The organism is Vibrio sp. STUT-A11 (assembly GCF_026000435.1).
Taxonomy (GTDB): Bacteria; Pseudomonadota; Gammaproteobacteria; order Enterobacterales; family Vibrionaceae; genus Vibrio.
On record NZ_AP026763.1, the window covers coordinates 1,548,275 to 1,572,168 of the forward strand.

Genomic DNA, 23,894 nt, shown 5'->3' on the forward strand with positions numbered 1-23,894 from the left:
GCTCACACCTTAACAGGGCGCTGGCGGATCCCCTCATAATTCACCTAAGCCACAAGTGTGTGTGAGACGTTGATATTCCAACATAGCCCAATGATATTGGGATCCTTTTATTTGGTATCTCCGATGACAACGTACCTCTTTACCCAGTCTAGGGATGGATAGTACTCGGCGATGTTTGATGGTGTTGGCTTGGAAGTCATAATGCCATTGAGCTTGCATGGCGATTAAGCCATTCCACCACATGATGATTTCTGCCATTAGCGCCATGAGCAGCAGGATATCGATACGATTCGTACAGCGAGTTCGATTGTGGCGCAGTGCCAATCCGTAAGCGGGGCTTTTTAGATCTCGAAACGACTCTTCAATCTGCATTCTTTTGGCGTATAAGCGAGTGATTTTAACGCCATTCAATACCTGATTGGGGATGTTTGTTACTAGAAGCCAAGGCTCTTTTGCACCTTTGTGGAATACTTTTCCTGCTGAATGCTTTTGGCAGGTTCGGCTGTGTCGATGGGGTTTTCTGCCTTTAGGTTGACTCTTGTATAAGTAGGCAAAGCATGTGAGCGGCGAACGCCGTGCTAATTGGCTTTCCCCTAAAAACTGCGGCGTGTCAGTTGCCTGAGGATAGAAGGTCTTGTTCCATTGCCAAGGTGCATCACCACATTTGATCGAGACTTCGCCACGTACGCGTCCCAACCAGAACCAACCTTTATTGGCGACTTGCCGAAACCATGTATTTCTAAATCCAGCATCCGAGACAATGATAGGAGTGCAGCCTTCGGGCAGGAGCGTTTGAAGCTTATCGAGAAAGTATTGATGGCTCTTTGGAGAGTTGTAGTTTTTGTATTCAAACGCCTGCTCATAAAGCGTGACGGCTCGACCTTTAACGGCGACTGAAGCGCGCAATGTCATATAACGTAGCTGCTCACGAACATCTGACCAATCAACGAGCACCACAGGAAAAGGGTTGGCACGGGTAATAAAGGACGCATGCCACCTATAAATGGCGTCTTTTTCACGGTGTAGGTTGCGATTACCGAGCAATCGGTCGATACGTTTAATCGCATGCTTTACGGTGGTATCGGTGTCGAGTGCGCGCCCAATTTTGGTCAATGTGAGATCAGAGCCGTCGAGTACAGTTTTGGTTGCAAGCATCAGAGATCTCAGTCGTTTTTTGTGAATGTCAGGGCATTGATTCTCGAGAGTTTGCTGTAGAATTTGAATGTCGCGCATCGTTAGGGTTCCCTATTAAATCCATTTAATCAGGTGTGTTTTTGGCGAAATTCATTAGATCAGAATGAGCGATGCGCGTCTACTCATTGTTTTATATAGAAATTATGAGGGGATTCGTAAGAACAGGGCGTTATAACCTAATGAGGTCAAAATGGAAGTATTCAGTTCTTTAGCTACGATAATTGGTCTGATTTATAACTTCAAATCAGATCGAAAGTCAGCATCTGACGATGAGTATCAAGAATTTGTAAATTGGCTTAGCGATAAAAGACATAAAAGTGTTATTGAAGAACTTCATACAAATCAGCTTCTAGGCTTGAGTATTAAAGGTTTACTTCAACAAAATCACGATTTAGTACTGAGTAAACTTAATCATTTAGATGAGTCCTTACTTCAGCTAGCTTCTGGTATAGAGGGCTTTCATGAAATTGCTAGTGCTATTAACCCAAACGCGGAAATTTCTGATCAAGCAATGACAATTTTGAGGAACTTAGTTGAGTCTCAAGGTAGTTTTATTTTGGAGTCAAAAACTCTCTCCGGCACAGACTATCGTGTTTATGATGGTGACAGACGATCATTAGGTATCACTGAATACCGTTTTGTAGACGATGATTTCAATCTTTTATGCTCACTTGGTTTGCTCATGCTCGATTTCAACGGTTCAGGAAGTCGAATGTTTCGTGTGACAAGAAGTGCAGTTAAGTATATCGCGCAGGTTGATGGGCGGTTATAACAAATTGTTCAAGAGGGATTCGCAACGCGTGGCATTTTTACTGTGCGTTGGTTTTAGTGATTAAGGTGGTATGCTGAGGCATCGGTATTGCGTTGCTCACCCCTTAACAAGGCGTTAGTACGGGTTTTGACATCAAAGGTCATAAGTTTTGGTGTTTATCTGTTTTGGCGCTCATATTTACACCGTCAAGTTAGTGCCTTTCACGTTCTTTCCGGTGGCACTATATGCGGAGTGTTCGCTTTGATTTCACCGTTTACGGTTTCTAACTCTTAGCCTATTTCTTTGGCGCTTCTTCATTTTTGTGGCGGCTTCTGAGTGAATCTTGGTTGCTATTGGTGCTGCCGTCGGAGTGCGAGGATCGAATCCTTTTCTAATTTGAAGCCAGTTGAAGTAGGGTATTTCGGTGTGGTTTTCTTCTAGCCAACTTTCGTCTCTCAAAGACGGTAAAGTTTTGTAGCTGTCCGTCTCACTTCAGTGTTCAAAGCCTTTCATATCATCTCATTTTTCAATATCTTGGAGCGCATAAATAGAAGTAGCGCATGTACTAACAAATTGCTTAAGAGTGATTCGTAACGCGTGGCATTTTTACTATGCGGTGGCTTTGGTGATTAAGGCGCTGTGCGGTAGCTTTTGCATTGCGTTACTCACACCTTAGCAAGGCGTTATGTGAATGGAGGTCAAAATGTCTTCTGTGCCAAGAAATAAGGATGAATTGGAGTTGGCTATAAACTCAATATTTCCGAAACTCATGGCTGACTATCGTTCAATTCCGGAAAGCGAAGCTCGCAAACCTGGAGTAGAGGGAAACGTCAAAGGTACAGTCATTAGCGTTAGTGATACAGTGGCTTACTTGATTGGTTGGGGAAAACTCGTTCTAAAATGGCATCACTTAAGATCTCAAAACCAACATGTTGATTTCCCGGAAACTGGTTATAAATGGAACCAATTAGGCTCACTCGCTGAAAGCTTCCACGAAGAGTACTGTGAGTGGAAATATGATGATTTACTCATTGAGCTTGAGTCTACAGTTAACGAGATACTTTTACTCATTTCAAGCTTAAGTGACCATGATTTGTATGGTGTTGCGTGGTATGAACAATGGACTTTGGGGCGCATGATTCAGTTTAATACATCATCACCTATGAAAAATATGCGTACAAAAGTTCGGCGTTTCAATCGAGAATTCACATAACAAACTGTTTAAGAGTGATTCGCAACGCGTGGCATTTTTATTATGCGTTGGTTTTAGTGTTTAAGGTGGTATGCGGCGGCTTCGGTATTGCGTTGCTCACACCTTAACAGGGCGCTGGCGGATCCCCTCATAATTCACCTAAGCCACAAGTGTGTGTGAGACGTTGATATTCCAACATAGCCCAATGATATTGGGATCCTTTTATTTGGTATCTCCGATGACAACGTACCTCTTTACCCAGTCTAGGGATGGATAGTACTCGGCGATGTTTGATGGTGTTGGCTTGGAAGTCATAATGCCATTGAGCTTGCATGGCGATTAAGCCATTCCACCACATGATGATTTCTGCCATTAGCGCCATGAGCAGCAGGATATCGATACGATTCGTACAGCGAGTTCGATTGTGGCGCAGTGCCAATCCGTAAGCGGGGCTTTTTAGATCTCGAAACGACTCTTCAATCTGCATTCTTTTGGCGTATAAGCGAGTGATTTTAACGCCATTCAATACCTGATTGGGGATGTTTGTTACTAGAAGCCAAGGCTCTTTTGCACCTTTGTGGAATACTTTTCCTGCTGAATGCTTTTGGCAGGTTCGGCTGTGTCGATGGGGTTTTCTGCCTTTAGGTTGACTCTTGTATAAGTAGGCAAAGCATGTGAGCGGCGAACGCCGTGCTAATTGGCTTTCCCCTAAAAACTGCGGCGTGTCAGTTGCCTGAGGATAGAAGGTCTTGTTCCATTGCCAAGGTGCATCACCACATTTGATCGAGACTTCGCCACGTACGCGTCCCAACCAGAACCAACCTTTATTGGCGACTTGCCGAAACCATGTATTTCTAAATCCAGCATCCGAGACAATGATAGGAGTGCAGCCTTCGGGCAGGAGCGTTTGAAGCTTATCGAGAAAGTATTGATGGCTCTTTGGAGAGTTGTAGTTTTTGTATTCAAACGCCTGCTCATAAAGCGTGACGGCTCGACCTTTAACGGCGACTGAAGCGCGCAATGTCATATAACGTAGCTGCTCACGAACATCTGACCAATCAACGAGCACCACAGGAAAAGGGTTGGCACGGGTAATAAAGGACGCATGCCACCTATAAATGGCGTCTTTTTCACGGTGTAGGTTGCGATTACCGAGCAATCGGTCGATACGTTTAATCGCATGCTTTACGGTGGTATCGGTGTCGAGTGCGCGCCCAATTTTGGTCAATGTGAGATCAGAGCCGTCGAGTACAGTTTTGGTTGCAAGCATCAGAGATCTCAGTCGTTTTTTGTGAATGTCAGGGCATTGATTCTCGAGAGTTTGCTGTAGAATTTGAATGTCGCGCATCGTTAGGGTTCCCTATTAAATCCATTTAATCAGGTGTGTTTTTGGCGAAATTCATTAGATCAGAATGAGCGATGCGCGTCTACTCATTGTTTTATATAGAAATTATGAGGGGATTCGTAAGAACAGGGCGTTATATGCCAGTAATCAGGAAGTCGATAGCAGCAATAATCTCGTTTCTAAAAGTGCTCAAATCATTTACCGGATCACGTAAAATCTTAGTTGGCACACTCGCCATTTGGTGAGTTAGGATTACGAAGTCACCTTCATCAATGTGGATCACTGGGCATAGGTGAGTAGGGGCTTTCTTCTCTAACATTTCAACCGGTGTTAATGGAATCACCAGCCGGGTATTCAGTGTATCAAGCATTTCACTTTGAACATCAACAAAGTATGGGTAAGCGGTAGCAGTGCTTTTATCGTTATTTTGGTATAGTGAAAATTGTGACATTAGAATACTCGGTAAGAATCAGAAAACAGACCGTGATTTTCGGTTAGTTCATTGCAAGCGTTGATAGCATCTGCATTTTGCTCTAACCACTCAGTCTTACGGCGCTGATTTACTTCTTTTTCAAGGGCTTTTTCCATTGTTGCCGAGAGGTTTATGTTTAGGCGCTTAGCTTCAGCGAGTAACTCGCTATTTAAGCTTAAGTTTGCAGCTTTCTTGGGTGCTTGCGTACTATATGCGTTTCTCATGATAATTACCTATGCGTATTTATGGTGCGCATTAAGTATAGGCGCACAAAAGGCATATAACAAACAATTTAAGAGTGATTCCCCACGCTTGGCATTTTTAGTTTGGGTTTAGTTTAGTGTTTACGGCGTCCTAGTTGAGTGCAGTGGTAGCGTGGCTCACACCTTAATTGGGCGTTATGAGGCATATGGATATTCAACTAATACAAATAGAAAATGATGAGTTTGAAAGTCTGTTCTCTGTTGTGAAACAGGGAATTTATTCGCATGTTGATGCCGTCTTTGGCTGGTGTGATGAGTTCCAAGTCAATCGTTTAAAAAATGACTACGAGCCGCATTGGTTTCACTGGGTTTATCTCAATAACACGCAAGTTGGAATGCTATGCTTCAAGCCTTACGAAAACGCATTTCATGTACATTTACTCATTGTGTTTCCAGAATTTCAGAATCAGCAACTTGGTGGAAGGGTAATGAATGTGGTTCACGAAATGGCGCGAGAGCAAGGGCGTAGTCATGTAACCTTATCAAGTTTTACTAGAAACGAGTCAGCGGTAAGGTTTTACAAATCTCTTGGCTATAAGGTAACTGAAAGCGATGAAAACTTCCTTTCTTTGTCGCTTCAAGTTGCCTCATAACAAAGCGTTTAAGACGGATTCCCAACGCTTGGCATTTTCGGTTTGATTCAGCTTTAGTGTTTACGGCACAATGGTTTAGGTGTGGTGGTCTGCGTTGCTCACCACTTAACGCGGCGTTAGTTTGCAAGAGGAAAAACGCAGCTATATCGCAAGATCTAGTGGTAAAAGCTCAAAGTCGAAATTTTCGTATCGGCGTTCAATTTCAGTGTTAACTAGCGTGGTGAAAATCCAAAATTGGCATCGTTTCAACGGTTGATTTGTTCTTTGGTGCGGCGACTTTTGGGTTAACTGAGTTGAACTTTTTTGCTGAAACTCTGCTCGTTGAGTTTGTTGGTACAAAAGCCGATTTACTCGCTGAAATGACGTTTTCTCTGGTGTGGTGGGTTCCACGTGGTTTCAGTGACTTTGTTGAAAGTCCGCATTGTGAGATTGGTTTTCCAAAAGCGCTTTTTGGTGTTGTGAGTTCGTTTTCTGCGGCGTTGTTTGTTCCACGTGGTTTCATTGAGTAGCCGCTTTGAGACCACGCCTGACGTAAGTGCATCAAAGCACATAAAGTTTATTGTTTGCAAAGTTTAAAATAACGTAAAATCAACGCTTTGGGTCTGCAAACTAACAAACTGCTCAAGAGGGATTCGCAACGCGTGGCATTTTCACTATGCGTTGAATTTAGTGATTAAGGCGGTATGCGGCGGCTACAGTATTGCGTTGCTCACCCCTTAGCAGGGCGTTATACCGCAATCAATCATCTAACCTTTTCATAGCTTTACAGTAAACATCGCTACGTTCGCGTTTCCCGACAGCTAAGACGGTTACAATGATGACATCGTCTTCAACTTTGTAGACGAGACGGTAGCCCGATTGCCGCAACTTAATTTTATACATGTTGTCAGCTCCAGAAAGCTTTGAAGCCGGAACATGTGGGTTATCTAAGCGCTCGATTAGCTTTTTCTTAAATTGTTGTTGCAGAGTAGAGCCAAGCTTCTTCCACTCTTTGAGTGCGCTCTTTTTAAAGTCGAGTTTATAGGTCATCAATATTTACCGAAATGCTCTCTTCAGATTCACGCTCTTTAGCGATAGCTAGTAGTTCAAGATCTTCGAGTCTGTCCATCATCATTTCGTACGCTTCGGCAGGTACGCAATAAAATGCTGGCTCATTTCGGTTTAGTACAGCAACAGGTTCGCCGTAAGCACTAGTTGCAACTTTCATAGGGTTAGCTTTCAACTCAGTAATGCTTGCAGCAACATCGGCTAAAATTCTAGTAGTCATATAATAGGTCTCTTAAGTGGTCTTTATGTTGGTCATTTTAGCCTCAACCAAGCGGTATAACAAGGCGTTTAAGACGGATTCCCAACGCTCGGCATTTTCGGTTTGCTTCATCTTTGGTGTTTACGGCACAATACTTCAAATGTAGTGGTATGCGTTGCTCACCACTTAACGCGGCGTTATGCATTAATGAGGAAAATATGTGTTATATAAATGGTAAAAGTGGATTCGAGGATTTAGTTGACAAGAATGAGTTCGACGAAAAAGTGAAATTAGCATTGCCGACAGCAATTGATAGGTATAACGAAAGTCGGTATTTTGCACAGTTGCTTTCAGCATTGAAACCTAATGAATCGAACATACCTCAAGCTAATTGGCTGTTAAGTGCTTTCTTTTCTGCTGTTATTTCTATTCGGGAAGCGGCTGAAATAGATATAACGTCGCGAGGCATATCGAAAAGTGACTTTAATAAAATGGATATTGCTAAAGAGTTTTACCTACCATCGGATAGTCCTGACCCCTATGAAAATGACCCTCTAGCCGTAAACCGAATGTTTCGCGATATAAGAAATCTGAGAGTTCATTTTGCGGTGCCTTTAGTAGAGATAAAGGATGGGAAGTGGAATCTACTCAAGATTGAGCAAAATACTTTTTTGAAATTAAAGCGTCGACAGACCACGGAGCAAGAAGCTACCGCTTTTTTTGAGTATAAGGAATCGAGTAGTTTTATTAAGGGGTTGTTTCAGCACTTGTTTGTTTTGTCGCTGGTAATTTCTAAGACAATCAAAGAGATAAATGCATAACAAGCAATTTAAGAGGGATTCACAACGCTCGGAATTTTGGCTTCTACTTCAAATTTAGTGTTTATGGCACAATGCTTTAGGTTGAGTGGTAGCGTTGTTCACCCCTTAATTGGGCGTTATGTGCATGCGTCTGTTTGAACAAGCTCGCAATGATTCTAGGTTTAGGGTGGCACTTTTCGTATTTCATAGAACAATCATGAGTAAAGGAGGTTCTATCATGCGAAAAATTGAGTTTATGGGGTTTCCCCGAGCACTTTCTATGAGTCTTGCGTCATTGTTTGGCGGTGTATCAGTATTGCTAGTAATGCAGTTTGCCTTTTCGATAGAGCAAAACTTGTTTACCTATGGTGCAGTTCTAGTTGGTGCTATTTTTCAGTACGTAGGGACGGTGAAAAGAAGTGAAAGCAACCTGACAACGGATAACGACGATATTTATCTATTTGGCATTCCGGCTGCTTTAAGGTGTCAAAGTTCAATTTTGGGGAAGCGATATATTCGTATCACGCCTTTGACCTCAAATGGGTATCATAGGGTCAGGTCTATGAGTCTTGGGTATCAAAAAATGACTGGCAGTTGATGTTGGAAAAATGCACATAACAAAGCATTTAAGAGTGATTCGCAACGCTTGGCGTTTTCGCTTCGCTCAAGTATAGCCAAGCGCCGCTCACACCTTAATGCGGCGTTAGGAATTTGTGTTTCTTATAGCCTTCAATCTCCCTTGATAGACTGGTAAGCATAGCCTAATTTAAAGTAGTCTCTCGGTTTATTAATATATTAAGGGGGGGGGGGGGGATGGAAGTGATATGGTCAATACCTGTTCTAGTGATAATTTGGTGGTGTTTATTTCAACTCCAAAGGTTGGGTGCTCTTGATCCGCATCATGTCGAAGCAACTCCGGGTAAATGGAGTACTCTAGTCAAGTCAGGAATCACTTTGTTTGCTTTACTTTTAATTCCTGGGCTGCATGAAATAAAACCTGAATGGGTTCCTTTCTTCTCGATGTTTGTTCTCGCCCAAACTGTTGCAGTAGCCTTTACCTCTCCAGACAAGTTTAGAGAGGACGAGCAACCAGATAAACTATTGAGGATATTGGAACCATATAAAAGTGCAATTGCAGGTGCATTTATAGCTAAGGTTCTTTCGATTGTTTTAGCGTTCGTTTTAGCTTGGCTTGTAGGTGACTGGTGGTTTCTAGCCCTTATAATTATCGGTTTTATGCTGATCAGTGGGAAAGGAATGACAGCCCTATTAGTTATTCAGGCAGAAGATGGCGAGTTCTCATCTTTAACGGAAGAGGAAAGAGTAAGTAAAATGCACGAATGGGCCCCAGTGATTTCCAAAGGAAAACTAGCATATGCGGTTGGCTGCTCTGCATTTGGTGTGGTTTTATTTCAGTTTGCTAATTTAGAACCCGGAAATTGGATGGGCTGGTCAGGTTTACTTGGTGGAGCTTTAGTGAACGGTATCCTGTCGAGCATTCATTCCTAACAAAGCATTTAAGAGTGATTCCTAACGCTTGGCATTCTTCATTCCATCTTTGGGTTAAGTGTTTACGGTGGTATGGTTTGGTTTCGTGGTCGCGTTACTCACACCTTAATGCGGCGCTGGCGGATCCCCTCATAATTCACCTAAGCCACAAGTGTGTGTGAGACGTTGATATTCCAACATAGCCCAATGATATTGGGATCCTTTTATTTGGTATCTCCGATGACAACGTACCTCTTTACCCAGTCTAGGGATGGATAGTACTCGGCGATGTTTGATGGTGTTGGCTTGGAAGTCATAATGCCATTGAGCTTGCATGGCGATTAAGCCATTCCACCACATGATGATTTCTGCCATTAGCGCCATGAGCAGCAGGATATCGATACGATTCGTACAGCGAGTTCGATTGTGGCGCAGTGCCAATCCGTAAGCGGGGCTTTTTAGATCTCGAAACGACTCTTCAATCTGCATTCTTTTGGCGTATAAGCGAGTGATTTTAACGCCATTCAATACCTGATTGGGGATGTTTGTTACTAGAAGCCAAGGCTCTTTTGCACCTTTGTGGAATACTTTTCCTGCTGAATGCTTTTGGCAGGTTCGGCTGTGTCGATGGGGTTTTCTGCCTTTAGGTTGACTCTTGTATAAGTAGGCAAAGCATGTGAGCGGCGAACGCCGTGCTAATTGGCTTTCCCCTAAAAACTGCGGCGTGTCAGTTGCCTGAGGATAGAAGGTCTTGTTCCATTGCCAAGGTGCATCACCACATTTGATCGAGACTTCGCCACGTACGCGTCCCAACCAGAACCAACCTTTATTGGCGACTTGCCGAAACCATGTATTTCTAAATCCAGCATCCGAGACAATGATAGGAGTGCAGCCTTCGGGCAGGAGCGTTTGAAGCTTATCGAGAAAGTATTGATGGCTCTTTGGAGAGTTGTAGTTTTTGTATTCAAACGCCTGCTCATAAAGCGTGACGGCTCGACCTTTAACGGCGACTGAAGCGCGCAATGTCATATAACGTAGCTGCTCACGAACATCTGACCAATCAACGAGCACCACAGGAAAAGGGTTGGCACGGGTAATAAAGGACGCATGCCACCTATAAATGGCGTCTTTTTCACGGTGTAGGTTGCGATTACCGAGCAATCGGTCGATACGTTTAATCGCATGCTTTACGGTGGTATCGGTGTCGAGTGCGCGCCCAATTTTGGTCAATGTGAGATCAGAGCCGTCGAGTACAGTTTTGGTTGCAAGCATCAGAGATCTCAGTCGTTTTTTGTGAATGTCAGGGCATTGATTCTCGAGAGTTTGCTGTAGAATTTGAATGTCGCGCATCGTTAGGGTTCCCTATTAAATCCATTTAATCAGGTGTGTTTTTGGCGAAATTCATTAGATCAGAATGAGCGATGCGCGTCTACTCATTGTTTTATATAGAAATTATGAGGGGATTCGTAAGAATGCGGCGTTATGTTCTAGGGAGAAATCAAGTGGTTGAACGGATTACTTACGAAAGCTTACCTCAAATCGCAGGGCCTTATGTCCATGCAACAAAGCACGATAAAACGCTTTATATATCAGGGCTTACAGCTTATGGAACAGAAGCTCAAACCTTTGGTCTGAAAGAGCAAACTAAAGAGATCTTGGAGCAAATCTCAGAAGTCCTTAGGTTAGAGAAACGCTTAAAAAGCGATCTGGTGAAACTGACAATTTTTGTTCGTGACATGTCAATGTTAGGCAGCATCCGAGAGCTACTTTTCAATTTCTATGACGGCAATTTACCAGCATGCTCACTGGTAGAAGTATCCAAGCTAATTCACGCGGATTTACAGATAGAAATTGAGGCCGTCGTAGCGCTGTAAGTACGAACATAACAAGCAATTTAAGAGGGATTCACAACGCTTGGCATTTTTGCTTCTACTTCAAATTTAGTGTTTATGGCACAATGCTTTAGGTTTGGGAGGTGGCGTTGTTCACCCCTTAATTGGGCGTTATATTTTTAATCAATTTTCGAGTCAAAATTATGGATGAAAGAAGTAGAGTTTATCTGGAGCAATACCTGAATTCTTTACCTGATGAAGTTGCTTCCAAATACACTTCGTTCAGCTCAGACTATTTCTGTGCAGATGAACACAATGCTAATCTCTGTGCCGAGTTAATCCTTCATGGTGAAAAGCGTGCATCATGCAGCTTAGACTATTGGTACAGTGAAAAAGGCGATCCAATGCCAGTTGTTGGACACCTTCAAGTGGTGACAAACTGGGATGGTATGCCGATTTGTATTATAGAAATGACGTCTGTAACCAAGCAAAAATACAGGGAAGTAACACCGGAGTTCGCGGCTTTAGAAGGTGAGGGTGATAAGACTCTAGCTTGGTGGCGGGAGGCGCATTGGAATTTCTTCTCGAAAGAGTGCGTAGAGCTAGGAATATCACCGTCGGAAGATATGTTGCTGGTTCTAGAGCAGTTCAAAGTGGTGTACAAATAAAAATATAACAAACAATTTAAGAGGGATTCCCAACGCTTGGCATTTTTGCTTCTACTTCAAATTTAGTGGTTACGGTACAATGCGTTAGGTTGGGTGGTAGCGTTGCTCACCCCTTAATTGGGCGTTAGTACTGGATTGGCATCAACGGTAAAATTTTCGGAGTTTATCGGTTTCTTTTCCTAGCTTTACACCTGGTTAAATGTGCCTTTCACGTTCTTTCCGGTGGCACTATATGAGTTGTGTTCGCGTTGATTTCACCGTTTACGGTTTCTAACTTTCGGGTTATTTCTTTGGTGTGGTTTCTTTGATGCTGGGAAATTTTCGTCAAACACTGAGTTTCTTTGGCGCGGTTGTTTAATCCTGAAGACCGTATCCTTTGCTAATTTGAAAACGGTGAAAATAGGTCAGTTAAGCAAGTTTTTCTTCTCGCCAACTTGCGTTTTGAGATTGAGTTCTAGTTTGGCAGTTGTCCCTTTAGCTTCAGCGTTTTAAGTCTTAATTTTCGTGCTATATTTCAATATCTTGGCATGTACCAAAGGTTAACGGGCAGCGTACTAACAAACAATTCAAGAGGGATTCGTAACGCGTGGCATTTTTACTATGCGTTAATTTTAGTGATTAAGGTGGTTTGCGGTGGCATCGGTGTTGCGTTACTCACCCCTTAATTGGGCGTTATAACCTTAGAGGGAAAAATGGAACTTAGAGCATTTGAAAAAGAAGACCATGACCTGCTTATCGGGTGGATCGACTCGGATAAATTGAATTATCAATGGGGTGGTCCAAACTTTGAGTTTCCATTGGATTCAGTGCAAATTTCTAAACATTGTTCTCAAGCGCAAGTGTTTCCCTTTATCTTCGTTGTTGCAGGTCAGAGTGCTGGCTATGTTGAACTATTCAAAGTTTCAGCGTCACATTTTAGAATTTGCCGGGTATTTGTTTCGGACGGCTTTCGTGGAAAGGGCATTTCAAAGCTCATGCTTGGTCAGTTAGTCGAGCTAGCAAAAGAAAAATACTGCGCTAGCTTACTGTCATTGGCCGTATTTGAACGAAACATAGTTGCGAGAAATTGTTATGAGTCTCTTGGTTTTACCGTGACATCGCGTGAAAATGGCTCTCGTTCTTTCGACGGTGAGGTTTGGGGTCTTTTACGCATGGAAAAACGGTTATAACAAAGCGTTTAAGACGGATTCACAACGCTTGGCATTTTTGGTTTAATTTGGCTTAAGTGTTTACGGCACAATGGCTTAGGTCGAGTGGTCGCGTTGTTCACCACTTAATGCGGCGTTAGTACTGGATGGGCATCAAAGGTAAAATTTCCGGTGTTTATCGGTTTCTTTTCCTTGCTTTGCACCTGATCAAATGTGCCTTTCACGTTCTTTCCGGTGGCACTATATGTGTAGAGTTTGTTGTCACTTCACTGTTTACGGTTTCTAACTTTCGGGCTATTTCTTTGGTGTGGTTTCTTTGATGTTGGGAAATTTTCGTCAAAAACTGAGTTTTTCTGTCGCTGTCGTTTAGTTCTGAAGCCCTTATCCTTTGTTAATTTGAAAGCGGTGAAAATAGGGCGGTTAAGCAAGTTTTTCTTCTCGCCAACTTGCGTTTTGAGAGTGAGTTCTAGTTTGGCAGTTGTCCCTTTAGCTTCCGCGTTTTAAGCTTCAGTGTTCGTGCTATATTTTAATATCTTGGCGTGTGCCAAAGGCTTTAAGGGCAGCGTACTAACAAAGCGTTTAAGAGGGATTTGGCACGCGTGGCATTTTTGGTTTGCAGTGGGTTCAGTGTTAAAGGCGCTGTGCGGTAGCTTTGGTGTTGCGTGCCGGCACCCCTTAACGCGGCGTTATATGCCAGATGAAGAAAGCCTAAAAATTCAGGTTAATAACCTTGGTGTTCAGCGTTGAGTTTTGGCCTTTGGGCGTCGAGATTTTTCAGTTTCAATTCTAGTTTTCTTTGGTTCGTGGCTCGCTTTCGGGCTGCCGGTCGCAGATGGTTTTATTCTTTGGTGCTGGTAATGCCAGGTCAATTTAGGCAACACCTGCTGCTGAAATTCAGCTCTGTGAAATTGCCTTTCTAAAAGCGGATTTGCTTGCTGAGAGGGCGCTTTCTCTGTTGTGGTGAGTCCTTGTGGTTTCAGTGAGTTTGTTGAAAGATCTCATTGTGAAATTGCCGTTCCAAAAGCACTTTTTGGTGTCGTCAGTCCGTTTTCTGCGGCGTTGAAAATTCCAAGTGGTTTCAGTGGCAAGTCGCCGCAAGTCTAAGCCTGACTTAAGTGCATCAAGGCACATAAAAATCATGGTTTCAAAGCTGGGCTTGGCTTAAAATTTCGGCTTAAACGATCACATATAACAAAGCGTTTAAGAGGGATTTGGCACGCGTGGCATTTTTAATATGCGTTGAGTTCAGTGTTTATGGCGCTGTGCGGTAGCTTTTGTATTGCGTGCCGGCACCCCTTAACGCGGCGTTAGTTTGCAAGAGGAAAAACGCAGCTATATCGCAAGATCTAGTGGTAAAAGCTCAAAGTCGAAATTTTCGTATCGGCGTTCAATTTCAGTGTTAACTAGCGTGGTGAAAATCCAAAATTGGCATCGTTTCAACGGTTGATTTGTTCTTTGGTGCGGCGACTTTTGGGTTAACTGAGTTGAACTTTTTTGCTGAAACTCTGCTCGTTGAGTTTGTTGGTACAAAAGCCGATTTACTCGCTGAAATGACGTTTTCTCTGGTGTGGTGGGTTCCACGTGGTTTCAGTGACTTTGTTGAAAGTCCGCATTGTGAGATTGGTTTTCCAAAAGCGCTTTTTGGTGTTGTGAGTTCGTTTTCTGCGGCGTTGTTTGTTCCACGTGGTTTCATTGAGTAGCCGCTTTGAGACCACGCCTGACGTAAGTGCATCAAAGCACATAAAGTTTATTGTTTGCAAAGTTTAAAATAACGTAAAATCAACGCTTTGGGTCTGCAAACTAACAAACTGCTCAAGAGGGATTCGCAACGCGTGGCATTTTCACTATGCGTTGAATTTAGTGATTAAGGCGGTATGCGGCGGCTACAGTATTGCGTTGCTCACCCCTTAGCAGGGCGCTGGCGGATCCCCTCATAATTCACCTAAGCCACAAGTGTGTGTGAGACGTTGATATTCCAACATAGCCCAATGATATTGGGATCCTTTTATTTGGTATCTCCGATGACAACGTACCTCTTTACCCAGTCTAGGGATGGATAGTACTCGGCGATGTTTGATGGTGTTGGCTTGGAAGTCATAATGCCATTGAGCTTGCATGGCGATTAAGCCATTCCACCACATGATGATTTCTGCCATTAGCGCCATGAGCAGCAGGATATCGATACGATTCGTACAGCGAGTTCGATTGTGGCGCAGTGCCAATCCGTAAGCGGGGCTTTTTAGATCTCGAAACGACTCTTCAATCTGCATTCTTTTGGCGTATAAGCGAGTGATTTTAACGCCATTCAATACCTGATTGGGGATGTTTGTTACTAGAAGCCAAGGCTCTTTTGCACCTCTGTGGAATACTTTTTCTGCTGAATGCTTTTGGCAGGTTCGGCTGTGTCGATGGGGTTTTCTGCCTTTAGGTTGGCTCTTGTATAAATAGGCAAAGCATGTGAGCGGCGAACGCCGTGCTAATTGGCTTTCCCCTAAAAACTGCGGTTTGTCAGTTGCCTGAGGATAGAAGGTCTTGTTCCATTGCCAAGGGGCATCACCACATTTGATCGAGACTTCGCCACGTACGCGTCCCAACCAGAACCAACCTTTGTTGGCGACTTGCCGAAACCATGTATTTCTAAATCCAGCATCCGAGACAATGATGGGAGTGCAGCCTTCGGGCAGGAGCGTTTGAAGCTTATCGAGAAAGTATTGATGGCTCTTTGGAGAGTTGTAGTTTTTGTATTCAAACGCCTGCTCATAAAGCGTGACGGCTCGACCTTTAACGGCGACTGAAGCGCGCAATGTCATATAACGTAGCTGCTCACGAACATCTGACCAATCAACGAGCACCACAGGAAAAGGGTTGGCACGGGTAATAAAGGACGCATGCCACCTATAAATGGCGTCTTTTTCACGGTGTAGGTTGCGATTACCGAGCAATCGGTCGATACGTTTAATCGCATGCTTTACGGTGGTATCGGTGTCGAGTGCGCGCCCAATTTTGGTCAATGTGAGATCAGAGCCGTCGAGTACAGTTTTGGTTGCAAGCATCAGAGATCTCAGTCGTTTTTTGTGAATGTCAGGGCATTGATTCTCGAGAGTTTGCTGTAGAATTTGAATGTCGCGCATCGTTAGGGTTCCCTATTAAATCCATTTAATCAGGTGTGTTTTTGGCGAAATTCATTAGATCAGAATGAGCGATGCGCATCTACTCATTGTTTTATATAGAAATTATGAGGGGATTCGTAAGAATTGGGCGTTATAAGCTTTCATTAAAAAATAGTCTGGAGAGTATTTTGTTTGTAACTCGTCAAGCTGAAGTTGAAGATTACGATTTCTTGCTTAATCTCAAGAAAGCGGCAGAATATGAGCCTATCAAAGCCATTTTTGGTTGGGATGAAAGTGTTCAAAGAGAGATTCATCACTGTGAGTGGGAAGAGTCTAAGCCAACAGTTATTGAAATTAACGGCTCCCGTGTTGGTAGCTACTTAGTACAGTTAAAATCTGACCATTTGTATTTTGGTCGCTTTTCCTTACTGCCAGAATATCAAGCCAACGGTATCGGTAGCCAAGTACTGAAATCTGTCATTGAACTTTCGGAACAAAAGTCGTTACCGATTAAACTTTGTTACTTGCAAGGCAATCGAGTAGGGCAGCTTTACAAAAGGTTAGGCTTTGAGGTCATAGAGCAGGACAAACAGTTCGTGCACATGCTCAAGCCACGCTTATAACAAAGCGTTTAAGACGGATTCCCCACGCTTGGCATTTTTGGTTTGGGTTCAGTCCAGTGTTTATGGCGTCCAAATTAAGTGTTGTGGTAGCGTTGCTCACCACTTAACGCGGCGTTATGCGCCAAAGATTGGATTTACATCCATACTCTTATGCAAGATTCTTATGATCTGGATGTTTTGGCTACCAATTTGCTGATAAAAAATCACATGGCTTCCTTGTGGAAATTTTCGGTAGCCATCTTTGATTTCATCACAAGTTTTACCGATATCAGGATTTTCAGCGAGTAGCCAAAATGATTCATCGAATTGTTTGAGATAAATATTTCGTTGCTCGCGACCCCACCTGCGAGAGGTAAATAAGGCAATATCTTTTAAATCGGATTTTGCCTTGTTGGTTAGTTGGAATGGTTTCATTTTCTTTCTTCGCTATCTAGTTCACTGATAAACGAATCGAGGTCATAATCAGCCAGACCACTTTCTTCACCTTCAACGAGCAGTTGTCGTAAAGTGTTCATTTTCGTTTCTTGTGTTTCGAGTAAACGTAGGGCGGAACGAATTACTTCACTTGCTGAGCCATAGCGTCCACTTTGGATTTGGCTACTAATGAAACCATCAAAGTGGTCGCCGAGAGTGATGCTAGTATTTTTAGCCATTGTAATCTCCTAATACCAAATAGTACCTAATTATGGTGTTAATTTGAGGTAATCGCAAGTGGCGCATAACAAAGCATTTAAGACGGATTCCCAACGCTTGGCATTCTTGGTTTGATTCAGCTTTAGTGTCGACTGCACAATGGATTAAGTGTGGTGGCATGCGTTGCTCACCACTTAAGCGGGCGTTAGTACTGGATTGGCATCAACGGTAAAATTTTCGGGGTTTATCGGTTTCTTTTCCTTGCTTTACACCTGAAGTAATGTGCCTTTCACGTTCTTTCCGGTGGCACTATATGACTTGTGTTCGCGTTGATTTCACCGTTTACGGTTTCTAACTTTCGGGCTATTTCTCTGGTGTGGCTTGTTTGGAGTTGAGAGATTTTCGTCAAAAAACGAATTTCTTTGGTGAGGTTGTTTAGTTCTGAAGCCCGTCTTCTTTGCTAATTGGAAAATGGTGAAATAGGGCAGTTAAGCAAGTTTTTCTTCTCGCCAACTTGCGTTTTGAGAGTGAGTTCTAGTTTGGCAGTTGTCCCTTTAGCTTCCGCGTTTTAAGCTTCAGTGTTCGTGCTATATTTCAATATGTTGGTGTGTGCCAAAGGCTTTAAGGGCAGCGTACTAACAAAGCGTTTAAGAGGGATTTGGCACGCGTGGCATTTTTGGTTTGCAGTGGGTTTAGTGTTAAAGGCGCTGTGCGGTAGCTTTGGTGTTGCGTGCCGGCACCCCTTAACTGCGCGTTATATTTTTATCATACATATTAAGGAGTAGATGTGAAAAACAGTGTAAGTTTGTCAGTCATTTTTCTGACAGTCTTTTCTTTGAGTGGTTGTGTGGGCGTAGTTCACACTTATGAAGGTCCCCAAAAGCCTGTAGAAGAGGTAGCTATTCTAAAAGGTGAAGTTACAGAATTCGCTGGTAGAAATTATCGTGTTGTTTTTGCTAGCTACAGCGATTTATCCAAAGATGAAAATGACTTTAAGGATGTCGGTGATGAATTTGTTGGATATCCGAAGGAAATTCATATGTTGCCTGGTGATTATTTCGTATTTACTAAATGTTTAGTTGGTAATGAATATGGATTTCCAACGGTAAAGGCTAGTGTTAAAGCGGGTGAAATATATAAGGTAAAATGTGGTCCAATTCCGGGTAAGTTAAGCAGTGTTGGAGCGATGATACAATTAGTTGAGCAAGAAGCGGAACAATAAATATAACAAAGCGTTTAAGACGAATTCACAACGCGTGGCGATTTCAGTTCAAGTTAGGTTAAGTGTTTAAGGTGCAATTGTTTAGGCTAGGTGGTGGCGTTTTTCACCCCTTAACAGGGCTATATGGATTCCCCGGTTGTCAAACATCCGCTAAACTTCAAGTAATGGGTTTTGGACTGCCGCTCTACATTCGGTCTTTATATCAACGATTCGCATACGTTGTGACCCTGATGACTTTGCGCGACTGCGTTGCCTTATTCGTTAGATGACATTTGGTATGTCCGCTGCATTAACAGGCTCTCCGCAAGTGGTCTTAACCTATCTCCATCCATTGCGTCTGCAGTGACCCGGTGGGTGTGTTCTCGTTACGCTGCTTGAGTTAGTGTTAACTTAAGCAGCGTAATTCTCGTATTCCGTTTGGTTGTGCAGCAGTGACCATATGATTCGGGCATTCTTTGCAGCCAGAGCCACGATGGCTCGGTTCATGCCCCGACGTTCAAGAATGCTGCGGCACCACTGACTCAACCTATCTTGTTTATCTCCCAAGTTGGCCAACACCGTTCGGGCACCATGAACGAGCAAAGTTCGTAGATATTTATCACCGTGCTTGGTGATTCGGCCTAACCTTGGTTTACCGCCAGTTGAGTACTGTTTTGGGACTAACCCTAGCCAAGCGGAAAAGTCTCGGCTCTTGTCGAACTGAGAGCCATTCTCTATCGACGCTAGTATCGCCGTAGCGGTTTGAGGGCCAATGCCTCTCACCTTCATAATCCGCTGAACATTGTCACTGACTTTAGCAAAATTATCGAAGACCTGTTCTGTGTCAGCAATACGTTGGTTTAAAGCTTCAAGATGATGGTAAGCGTCAGCAATAACCGTCCTAGCTAAATGAGGCAGTTCGTTTTCGGCGTCTTCGAGCATGAGGGGAACTTGCTTCATCAAAGAAGAGCGTCCGACCGGAATGATGAGACCAAATTCAGAAAGTATTGCGCGAATACGATTCATTAAAGCAGTTCGTTCACGAACCCAATGTTCTCTCATACGGTGCACCGACAAAATGGCTTGTTGCGCAGGGGATTTCACGAGTACGAGGCGGGTAGATGAATGTTGTACAGCTTGGCAAATAGCAACAGCATCATTGAGGTCATTTTTACCTTTTTTACGGTGTGGGACGACATACTTAACCGCCATGATGCGAGCATCATGGCCAAGCCCATGGAGTGTCCTTGCCCAGTAATGCGCTCCACCGCACGCTTCTAAGCCTATACGCATAGGTGGCATATTTGCTAATGTAGGCAGTAGGTTAGAGCGGATAACGGATTTATGCAGGATGACTTTACCTTACGAGTTTACGACATGAATACTGAAGTGATTTTTAGCTAAGTCGATACCGCTAAAATAAGAATAATCAGACATGGTGCCTCCAGTGCAAATAAGTACCACCTAAGTGTGGTCGATCCTCGGGAGGGGGAATCCATGTCATTCGTTAAGCGTATTATGGAGGCGTTATTGAGCGTTAAAAAAGACAATTTGGTGACCACTACATGATCAATTAACGAGAACGTTCGAGTTCGTCCGGCATTAGGAGAGCAGTGGCCTTTTTTAGTATGGTGTAGTGATGTGATGGACGCCTCAGCACTCAAGTTTCGCGGTATCTGCCAAACTTGATGCTGATAGTAAACCTAAAGGGCTGCCATTATGGATATAAAAGTTGTTGGAATTGATTTAGCCAAAAATGTATTTCAGGTCTGTGTTTGTCTTGTAGATCATTCAATTAAGAGTAATCAAAAAGTTAGACGCAATAAGCTACTCGATAAAGTAAGGCAATTTCCTCAAGGAACTTTAATTGCAATGGAAGCATGTGGGACCTCTCACTATTGGGGGAGGAAGTTCAAAGAGTTAGGCTTCGATGTTCAGCTAATTCCAGCCCAACATGTTAAGCCATTTGTCTCAAGCCAAAAGAACGATGCGAATGATGCTCTTGCTATATGTGAAGCAGCTTTTCGACCTAATATCCATAAAGTGCCAATAAAAACGGTAGATCAACAAGATATTAAATCATTACGCTGTGTTCGGGCCCGCTTAGTCCAAAACAGAACGGCGACAGTAAACCAAATTCGCAGTTTAGCAGGTGAATCTGGCGTTATTTTTAGTGCCGGAAGAATAAAACTTCAAGCGTCCCTGATAGATGCTTTAGAAGATGGAAGCAACGATCTTTCGTATACTCTCCGTAGCCTTCTTAAATCTCTATATGATGATTTATGCGCTTTAAATTATCGAATAGAGCAAATCGAGCGTGATATTAAAGCTCTTTGTCAAAATCAACCTCGCTACGAAGCACTGCTTTCAATTCCTGGATTTGGGCCATTAGTAACAGCGAGCTTTATTAGTGAGATAGGTTCAGGTCTACAATTCAAAAATGGCAGGCAGTTATCTGCATGGTGCGGACTGGTACCAACTCAATCTAGTTCTGGTAGTAAAATCCGCTTAGGGAGCATCACAAAAAATGGCAGCGCCGATCTGCGTGTGTTACTTATTCATGGCGCGAGAGCTGTAGGGCGTTTTGCCAACAAACGGCAAGATAAACTTGGGCAATGGTTCAACGCTTTAGCTGTCAGACAAGGTAAACATAAAGCTGTGGTCGCACTTGCGAATAAACTAGCTCGTATAGCATGGAAAATATTAACAGGAAGCCATGACTTTGACGTAAACAAAGCCTTTGCATAATAACCTCAAGAAAGTTTACATACACTGATGAACAAACGGTTAACCGTACCTATTGTAACCTGAGTTGACCAAGGCATTAAATGCCGATGTAGTGATTAGGCAATAGGTTTCGGATTTACATCAAGGCGCAGGCGAAAGAGTCTATAACGACGCCGAATATATGGTAGTGAACCAATCATTCAAAAGTGTTGTAAAAGCTGAGGCGTCCATATATGGTCAACAAATTCCGGACACTATCTTAAGTCTGTTTTGGCACTTACTGGCGACAGACCTTCATTTGCTTGATGAGGCCGTTGCACGATTGTAGTAGTTCATCAAGTAATAGCTGATGTCTTTCTAGCTTGAGTTTGGGTCAAATAACCCGTGGCTGTTACCCACTCGGTTTTAGGCTTCTAAATAACCTCTCCATTGGTGCATTATACCAACAGTTACCTCGACGACTCATACTTGGAGTTATACGAAATCGCCAGAGCCTTTGACGAAATTTACGACTGCCGTATTGGCATCCTTGGTCTGAATGGAACATCACGTTTTTAGGTCTCCCTCGTTGTTCCCAGACCATATCCAAGGCTTTAGAAGCTAATTCAATGTCAGGTTTATCCGACAAAGAGCACCCCACGACGCGTCGACTAAATAGGGCTAACACTACAGCGATAAAACTCCACTTCAAATCTCACCACATATAAGCAATATCACCACACTCGAGCTAAGCAGGTATAGCCTATACTAAAACGGAAGTTGGAAACCACTCGCTAATATGATTGCATAAAGCAGATATGCCTAAGCTGAGGTATAAATATGGAGTTAGGAAGGAAACAAGTCCCGGTTGGTGTCATTACTGAGATACATGGCCCAGTAACAGTGGTTGCCTGTGATACCTTGCCCCCCTTGCATCAGGCTTTATGTGCCAATGTCGATAATGAAACCTATCTCTTTGAGGTTCACCAGCATCTTGATAAGCGGCATCTCCGCGCCATTATTCTACATAAAAATTCTTCCTTGCATCGTGGCGTGACCGTTTATGATACCGGAGCTTCTCTTCATGTTCCGGTCACGCCGGATTGCCTTGGTCGCCTGCTCAATATTTTTGGTGAGCCGCTGGATGGCGGCAGTGAACTTAAGGCGTCAATGTTTCGCAATGTTCATAGTGCCCCTGTCCCCATTCATGAGTCTGTTGGTGCCGGAAACGTATTAGAAACGGGAATTAAGGTTATTGATCTTCTCTGTCCTTTCATTGAGGGAGCGAAAACAGGATTACTCGGTGGGGCAGGGGTTGGCAAGACGGTGTTAATTATGGAGTTCATGCACGCGATGGCTTCATTACATCAGGGCGTGTCGGTTTTTTCCGGGATTGGTGAACGGATACGCGAAGGCCATGAACTTTGGCACGCTATCCGAGATGCAGGGGTTCTGCCACAGACATTAATGGTATTCGGGCAAATGGACGAGTCACCAGGCGTTCGTTTTCGGATCGGGTTATCGGCTCTGACCTATGCGGAATACCTGCGCGATACCCTGAAAAAAGATGTTCTGTTTGTCATGGATAATATTTTCCGTTTTGTGCAGGCGGGCAGTGAAGTATCCAGCTTACTTGGGCGGATGCCAGCTACCGTAGGCTATCAACCGACGCTGTCGACAGATATAGCAGAGATACAGGACCGTATTCTTTCAACCAATAATGGCACCATCACTTCAGTTCAGGCTGTTTATGTTCCCGCTGATGATATGACCGATCCAGCGGTCAGTACCATCCTTAGTCACCTTGATAGCACGGTTATGTTATCTCGGGCACAAGCGGGTAAAGGTATTTATCCTGCGGTCGATGTTTTGCAGTCAAGCAATAAGCTCATGGATCGCCATACATTAGGTGAACGTCACTACAGTATTGCTGAAGGCGTCCGGGAACATTTGGCTCGTTACCATGAGCTGGAGGATATTATCACTATGTTAGGTGTCGGGGAGCTGTCTCAGGCTGATCGCACCATCATTATGCGTGCCCGTAAACTCCAGCGTTATCTGACCCAGCCATTTTGTACAACAGCAGCACATACCGGTATGCCGGGAGTATCCGTGCCGCTGGAAAGTACGCTTAATGATTGTGAACATTTTCTGCTTGGTCACTACGATGAAATACCGGAAGAACGCTGTTATATGCAGGGGAGTATGGAGAAGCAACTATGATGAAAAGTTTTGTACTCTGCCTGTTGGATGCAACGCATTCTGAAGAGATTGAGGGTGTCACTTCTTTTATGGGTGAGGACCAAACCGGTAGCTTCGGGCTGTTGGCGAATCACAGCCGTTTCATGACGGTTCTTTCTACGGGAATTGCCAAGTACCGTATGGGTGATAGTGACTGGAAATATCTGGCAGCGGCTGGTGGGGTGCTCTATTTTAAAAATAACATCCTAACATTATGTACTTACCGTTTTTTTTTGGACGATGATTATAGCCGTATTAGCCAGGCTCTGGAGCAACAATTGTTTGCAGAAGAAGAGAAGTCACAGACGTTTAAAGACAGCCTGCGCCACATGGAAGAAGAGGTATTTATGCGGCTGTGGGAAATAGGTAAAAGAGAGACACTTTAGTG

General features: G+C 43.5%; 26 protein-coding genes and 2 pseudogenes. 16 read left to right on the top strand and 12 right to left on the bottom strand.

The window, feature by feature from the left end; all coding sequences use genetic code 11:
* Positions 1-33 precede the first annotated feature (33 nt).
* Positions 34-1,233 carry an IS4 family transposase gene (locus tag OO774_RS07335; protein WP_263837029.1) on the bottom strand — a complete coding sequence of 400 codons (1,200 nt, stop codon included), beginning with the start codon at positions 1,231-1,233 and terminating at the stop codon, positions 34-36.
* Positions 1,234-1,384: 151 nt separating this feature from the next.
* Here OO774_RS07335 and OO774_RS07340 point away from each other — a divergent pair, with 151 nt between their 5' ends.
* Together OO774_RS07340 and OO774_RS07350 are read left to right on the top strand one after the other, a co-directional pair.
* Entirely contained in the window at positions 1,385-1,966 is a 582-nt protein-coding gene (locus OO774_RS07340) for a hypothetical protein (protein WP_029842326.1), read from the top strand.
* Positions 1,967-2,648: 682 nt separating this feature from the next.
* Entirely contained in the window at positions 2,649-3,158 is a 510-nt protein-coding gene (locus OO774_RS07350; RefSeq protein ID WP_031850736.1) for a ClbS/DfsB family four-helix bundle protein, read from the top strand.
* 127 nt (positions 3,159-3,285) lie between these two features.
* Here the strand turns inward: OO774_RS07350 and OO774_RS07360 are convergent, their stop codons facing one another.
* From OO774_RS07360 to OO774_RS07370, 3 genes are all read right to left on the bottom strand, one after another.
* Complete coding sequence (locus OO774_RS07360) at positions 3,286-4,485, bottom strand: IS4 family transposase (protein WP_263837029.1); 1,200 nt, start codon at positions 4,483-4,485, stop codon at positions 3,286-3,288.
* A gap of 130 nt (positions 4,486-4,615) precedes the next feature.
* Complete coding sequence (locus OO774_RS07365; protein ID WP_026050327.1) at positions 4,616-4,933, bottom strand: CcdB family protein; 318 nt, start codon at positions 4,931-4,933, stop codon at positions 4,616-4,618.
* Entirely contained in the window at positions 4,933-5,178 is a 246-nt protein-coding gene (locus OO774_RS07370; RefSeq protein ID WP_026050326.1) for a type II toxin-antitoxin system CcdA family antitoxin, read from the bottom strand. The genes OO774_RS07365 and OO774_RS07370 overlap by 1 nt, the downstream gene beginning before the upstream one ends.
* Positions 5,179-5,354: 176 nt before the next feature.
* On the opposite strand from OO774_RS07370, the gene OO774_RS07375 reads away from it, so the two are divergent.
* Together OO774_RS07375 and OO774_RS07380 are read left to right on the top strand one after the other, a co-directional pair.
* Positions 5,355-5,810: a GNAT family N-acetyltransferase gene (locus tag OO774_RS07375; protein WP_140210238.1), complete on the top strand. Its 456-nt coding sequence runs from the start codon at positions 5,355-5,357 to the stop codon at positions 5,808-5,810.
* A 293-nt stretch (positions 5,811-6,103) separates the two neighbouring features.
* Positions 6,104-6,319: a hypothetical protein gene (locus OO774_RS07380; RefSeq protein ID WP_228841545.1), complete on the top strand. Its 216-nt coding sequence runs from the start codon at positions 6,104-6,106 to the stop codon at positions 6,317-6,319.
* A 229-nt stretch (positions 6,320-6,548) separates the two neighbouring features.
* Here OO774_RS07380 and OO774_RS07390 read toward each other — a convergent pair whose 3' ends face one another.
* Positions 6,549-6,839, bottom strand: a complete 291-nt coding sequence (locus OO774_RS07390; protein WP_264905861.1) for a type II toxin-antitoxin system RelE/ParE family toxin — start codon at positions 6,837-6,839, stop codon at positions 6,549-6,551.
* Complete coding sequence (locus tag OO774_RS07395) at positions 6,829-7,077, bottom strand: type II toxin-antitoxin system Phd/YefM family antitoxin (protein ID WP_005377003.1); 249 nt, start codon at positions 7,075-7,077, stop codon at positions 6,829-6,831. Before OO774_RS07395 ends, OO774_RS07390 begins: the two co-directional genes overlap by 11 nt.
* Positions 7,078-7,274: 197 nt before the next feature.
* Between OO774_RS07395 and OO774_RS07400 the strand changes: the two genes are divergently transcribed.
* From OO774_RS07400 to OO774_RS07410, 3 genes are all read left to right on the top strand, one after another.
* Entirely contained in the window at positions 7,275-7,877 is a 603-nt protein-coding gene (locus OO774_RS07400; protein WP_264905894.1) for a hypothetical protein, read from the top strand.
* A 217-nt stretch (positions 7,878-8,094) separates the two neighbouring features.
* Entirely contained in the window at positions 8,095-8,454 is a 360-nt protein-coding gene (locus OO774_RS07405) for a hypothetical protein (RefSeq protein ID WP_264905895.1), read from the top strand.
* A 215-nt stretch (positions 8,455-8,669) separates the two neighbouring features.
* Positions 8,670-9,365 (top strand): hypothetical protein, encoded by a 696-nt coding sequence (locus OO774_RS07410; RefSeq protein WP_264905896.1) that lies wholly within the window; start codon positions 8,670-8,672, stop codon positions 9,363-9,365.
* Positions 9,366-9,494: 129 nt separating this feature from the next.
* On the opposite strand, the gene OO774_RS07415 is transcribed toward OO774_RS07410, so the two are convergent.
* Positions 9,495-10,694, bottom strand: a complete 1,200-nt coding sequence (locus OO774_RS07415; RefSeq protein WP_263837029.1) for an IS4 family transposase — start codon at positions 10,692-10,694, stop codon at positions 9,495-9,497.
* A 152-nt stretch (positions 10,695-10,846) separates the two neighbouring features.
* On the opposite strand from OO774_RS07415, the gene OO774_RS07420 reads away from it, so the two are divergent.
* The 4 genes from OO774_RS07420 to OO774_RS07440 all read left to right on the top strand — a co-directional run bounded on the left by OO774_RS07420 (position 10,847) and on the right by OO774_RS07440 (position 14,692).
* The gene (locus OO774_RS07420) at positions 10,847-11,218 is read left to right on the top strand and encodes a RidA family protein (protein ID WP_264905898.1); all 372 of its coding nucleotides are present in this window, start codon (positions 10,847-10,849) and stop codon (positions 11,216-11,218) included.
* A 161-nt stretch (positions 11,219-11,379) separates the two neighbouring features.
* Positions 11,380-11,844, top strand: a complete 465-nt coding sequence (locus OO774_RS07425) for an ASCH domain-containing protein (RefSeq protein WP_264905899.1) — start codon at positions 11,380-11,382, stop codon at positions 11,842-11,844.
* Positions 11,845-12,536: 692 nt separating this feature from the next.
* Entirely contained in the window at positions 12,537-13,013 is a 477-nt protein-coding gene (locus tag OO774_RS07435) for a GNAT family N-acetyltransferase (RefSeq protein ID WP_031812414.1), read from the top strand.
* A 1,463-nt stretch (positions 13,014-14,476) separates the two neighbouring features.
* Complete coding sequence (locus tag OO774_RS07440; RefSeq protein ID WP_228841545.1) at positions 14,477-14,692, top strand: hypothetical protein; 216 nt, start codon at positions 14,477-14,479, stop codon at positions 14,690-14,692.
* 231 nt (positions 14,693-14,923) lie between these two features.
* Here OO774_RS07440 and OO774_RS07450 read toward each other — a convergent pair whose 3' ends face one another.
* The gene (locus tag OO774_RS07450) at positions 14,924-16,123 is read right to left on the bottom strand and encodes an IS4 family transposase (RefSeq protein ID WP_264905900.1); all 1,200 of its coding nucleotides are present in this window, start codon (positions 16,121-16,123) and stop codon (positions 14,924-14,926) included.
* 167 nt (positions 16,124-16,290) lie between these two features.
* On the opposite strand from OO774_RS07450, the gene OO774_RS07455 reads away from it, so the two are divergent.
* The gene (locus OO774_RS07455) at positions 16,291-16,725 is read left to right on the top strand and encodes a GNAT family N-acetyltransferase (protein ID WP_264905902.1); all 435 of its coding nucleotides are present in this window, start codon (positions 16,291-16,293) and stop codon (positions 16,723-16,725) included.
* Positions 16,726-16,839: 114 nt separating this feature from the next.
* On the opposite strand, the gene OO774_RS07460 is transcribed toward OO774_RS07455, so the two are convergent.
* On the bottom strand, positions 16,840-17,139 hold the full coding sequence (locus OO774_RS07460) for a type II toxin-antitoxin system RelE/ParE family toxin (protein WP_264905903.1): 300 nt from the start codon (positions 17,137-17,139) through the stop codon (positions 16,840-16,842).
* On the bottom strand, positions 17,136-17,378 hold the full coding sequence (locus tag OO774_RS07465) for a type II toxin-antitoxin system ParD family antitoxin (protein WP_264905905.1): 243 nt from the start codon (positions 17,376-17,378) through the stop codon (positions 17,136-17,138). The genes OO774_RS07460 and OO774_RS07465 overlap by 4 nt, the downstream gene beginning before the upstream one ends.
* Before the next feature lie 767 nt (positions 17,379-18,145).
* Here OO774_RS07465 and OO774_RS07475 point away from each other — a divergent pair.
* Positions 18,146-18,580 (top strand): hypothetical protein, encoded by a 435-nt coding sequence (locus tag OO774_RS07475; RefSeq protein WP_264905906.1) that lies wholly within the window; start codon positions 18,146-18,148, stop codon positions 18,578-18,580.
* A gap of 390 nt (positions 18,581-18,970) precedes the next feature.
* Here OO774_RS07475 and OO774_RS07480 read toward each other — a convergent pair.
* Positions 18,971-19,996 (bottom strand): annotated as a pseudogene (locus OO774_RS07480) (IS110 family transposase).
* Positions 19,997-20,278: 282 nt separating this feature from the next.
* On the opposite strand from OO774_RS07480, the gene OO774_RS07485 reads away from it, so the two are divergent.
* Positions 20,279-21,307, top strand: a complete 1,029-nt coding sequence (locus OO774_RS07485) for an IS110 family transposase (RefSeq protein WP_264905110.1) — start codon at positions 20,279-20,281, stop codon at positions 21,305-21,307.
* Between the two features lie 300 nt (positions 21,308-21,607).
* Here the strand turns inward: OO774_RS07485 and OO774_RS07490 are convergent.
* Positions 21,608-22,013: pseudogene (locus tag OO774_RS07490) on the bottom strand (DDE-type integrase/transposase/recombinase); the annotation flags it as partial.
* Positions 22,014-22,105: 92 nt separating this feature from the next.
* Here OO774_RS07490 and atpD point away from each other — a divergent pair.
* Both atpD and OO774_RS07500 read left to right on the top strand, forming a co-directional pair.
* A complete protein-coding gene (gene atpD / locus OO774_RS07495) occupies positions 22,106-23,488 on the top strand; it encodes a F0F1 ATP synthase subunit beta (RefSeq protein WP_264905907.1) in 1,383 nt (460 codons plus the stop codon).
* On the top strand, positions 23,485-23,892 hold the full coding sequence (locus tag OO774_RS07500) for a F0F1 ATP synthase subunit epsilon (protein WP_264905908.1): 408 nt from the start codon (positions 23,485-23,487) through the stop codon (positions 23,890-23,892). The genes atpD and OO774_RS07500 overlap by 4 nt, the downstream gene beginning before the upstream one ends.
* The last annotated feature ends 2 nt before the right edge of the window (positions 23,893-23,894 follow it).

Coding starts and splice junctions, on each gene's coding strand:
- OO774_RS07335 (WP_263837029.1), bottom strand. CDS start 1,233: ATGCGCGACATTCAAATTCTACAGCAAACTCTCGAGAATCAATGCCCT.
- OO774_RS07340 (WP_029842326.1), top strand. CDS start 1,385: ATGGAAGTATTCAGTTCTTTAGCTACGATAATTGGTCTGATTTATAAC.
- OO774_RS07350 (WP_031850736.1), top strand. CDS start 2,649: ATGTCTTCTGTGCCAAGAAATAAGGATGAATTGGAGTTGGCTATAAAC.
- OO774_RS07360 (WP_263837029.1), bottom strand. CDS start 4,485: ATGCGCGACATTCAAATTCTACAGCAAACTCTCGAGAATCAATGCCCT.
- OO774_RS07365 (WP_026050327.1), bottom strand. CDS start 4,933: ATGTCACAATTTTCACTATACCAAAATAACGATAAAAGCACTGCTACC.
- OO774_RS07370 (WP_026050326.1), bottom strand. CDS start 5,178: ATGAGAAACGCATATAGTACGCAAGCACCCAAGAAAGCTGCAAACTTA.
- OO774_RS07375 (WP_140210238.1), top strand. CDS start 5,355: ATGAGGCATATGGATATTCAACTAATACAAATAGAAAATGATGAGTTT.
- OO774_RS07390 (WP_264905861.1), bottom strand. CDS start 6,839: ATGACCTATAAACTCGACTTTAAAAAGAGCGCACTCAAAGAGTGGAAG.
- OO774_RS07395 (WP_005377003.1), bottom strand. CDS start 7,077: ATGACTACTAGAATTTTAGCCGATGTTGCTGCAAGCATTACTGAGTTG.
- OO774_RS07400 (WP_264905894.1), top strand. CDS start 7,275: ATGTGTTATATAAATGGTAAAAGTGGATTCGAGGATTTAGTTGACAAG.
- OO774_RS07405 (WP_264905895.1), top strand. CDS start 8,095: ATGCGAAAAATTGAGTTTATGGGGTTTCCCCGAGCACTTTCTATGAGT.
- OO774_RS07410 (WP_264905896.1), top strand. CDS start 8,670: ATGGAAGTGATATGGTCAATACCTGTTCTAGTGATAATTTGGTGGTGT.
- OO774_RS07415 (WP_263837029.1), bottom strand. CDS start 10,694: ATGCGCGACATTCAAATTCTACAGCAAACTCTCGAGAATCAATGCCCT.
- OO774_RS07425 (WP_264905899.1), top strand. CDS start 11,380: ATGGATGAAAGAAGTAGAGTTTATCTGGAGCAATACCTGAATTCTTTA.
- OO774_RS07435 (WP_031812414.1), top strand. CDS start 12,537: ATGGAACTTAGAGCATTTGAAAAAGAAGACCATGACCTGCTTATCGGG.
- OO774_RS07450 (WP_264905900.1), bottom strand. CDS start 16,123: ATGCGCGACATTCAAATTCTACAGCAAACTCTCGAGAATCAATGCCCT.
- OO774_RS07460 (WP_264905903.1), bottom strand. CDS start 17,139: ATGAAACCATTCCAACTAACCAACAAGGCAAAATCCGATTTAAAAGAT.
- OO774_RS07465 (WP_264905905.1), bottom strand. CDS start 17,378: ATGGCTAAAAATACTAGCATCACTCTCGGCGACCACTTTGATGGTTTC.
- OO774_RS07485 (WP_264905110.1), top strand. CDS start 20,279: ATGGATATAAAAGTTGTTGGAATTGATTTAGCCAAAAATGTATTTCAG.
- atpD (WP_264905907.1), top strand. CDS start 22,106: ATGGAGTTAGGAAGGAAACAAGTCCCGGTTGGTGTCATTACTGAGATA.
- OO774_RS07500 (WP_264905908.1), top strand. CDS start 23,485: ATGATGAAAAGTTTTGTACTCTGCCTGTTGGATGCAACGCATTCTGAA.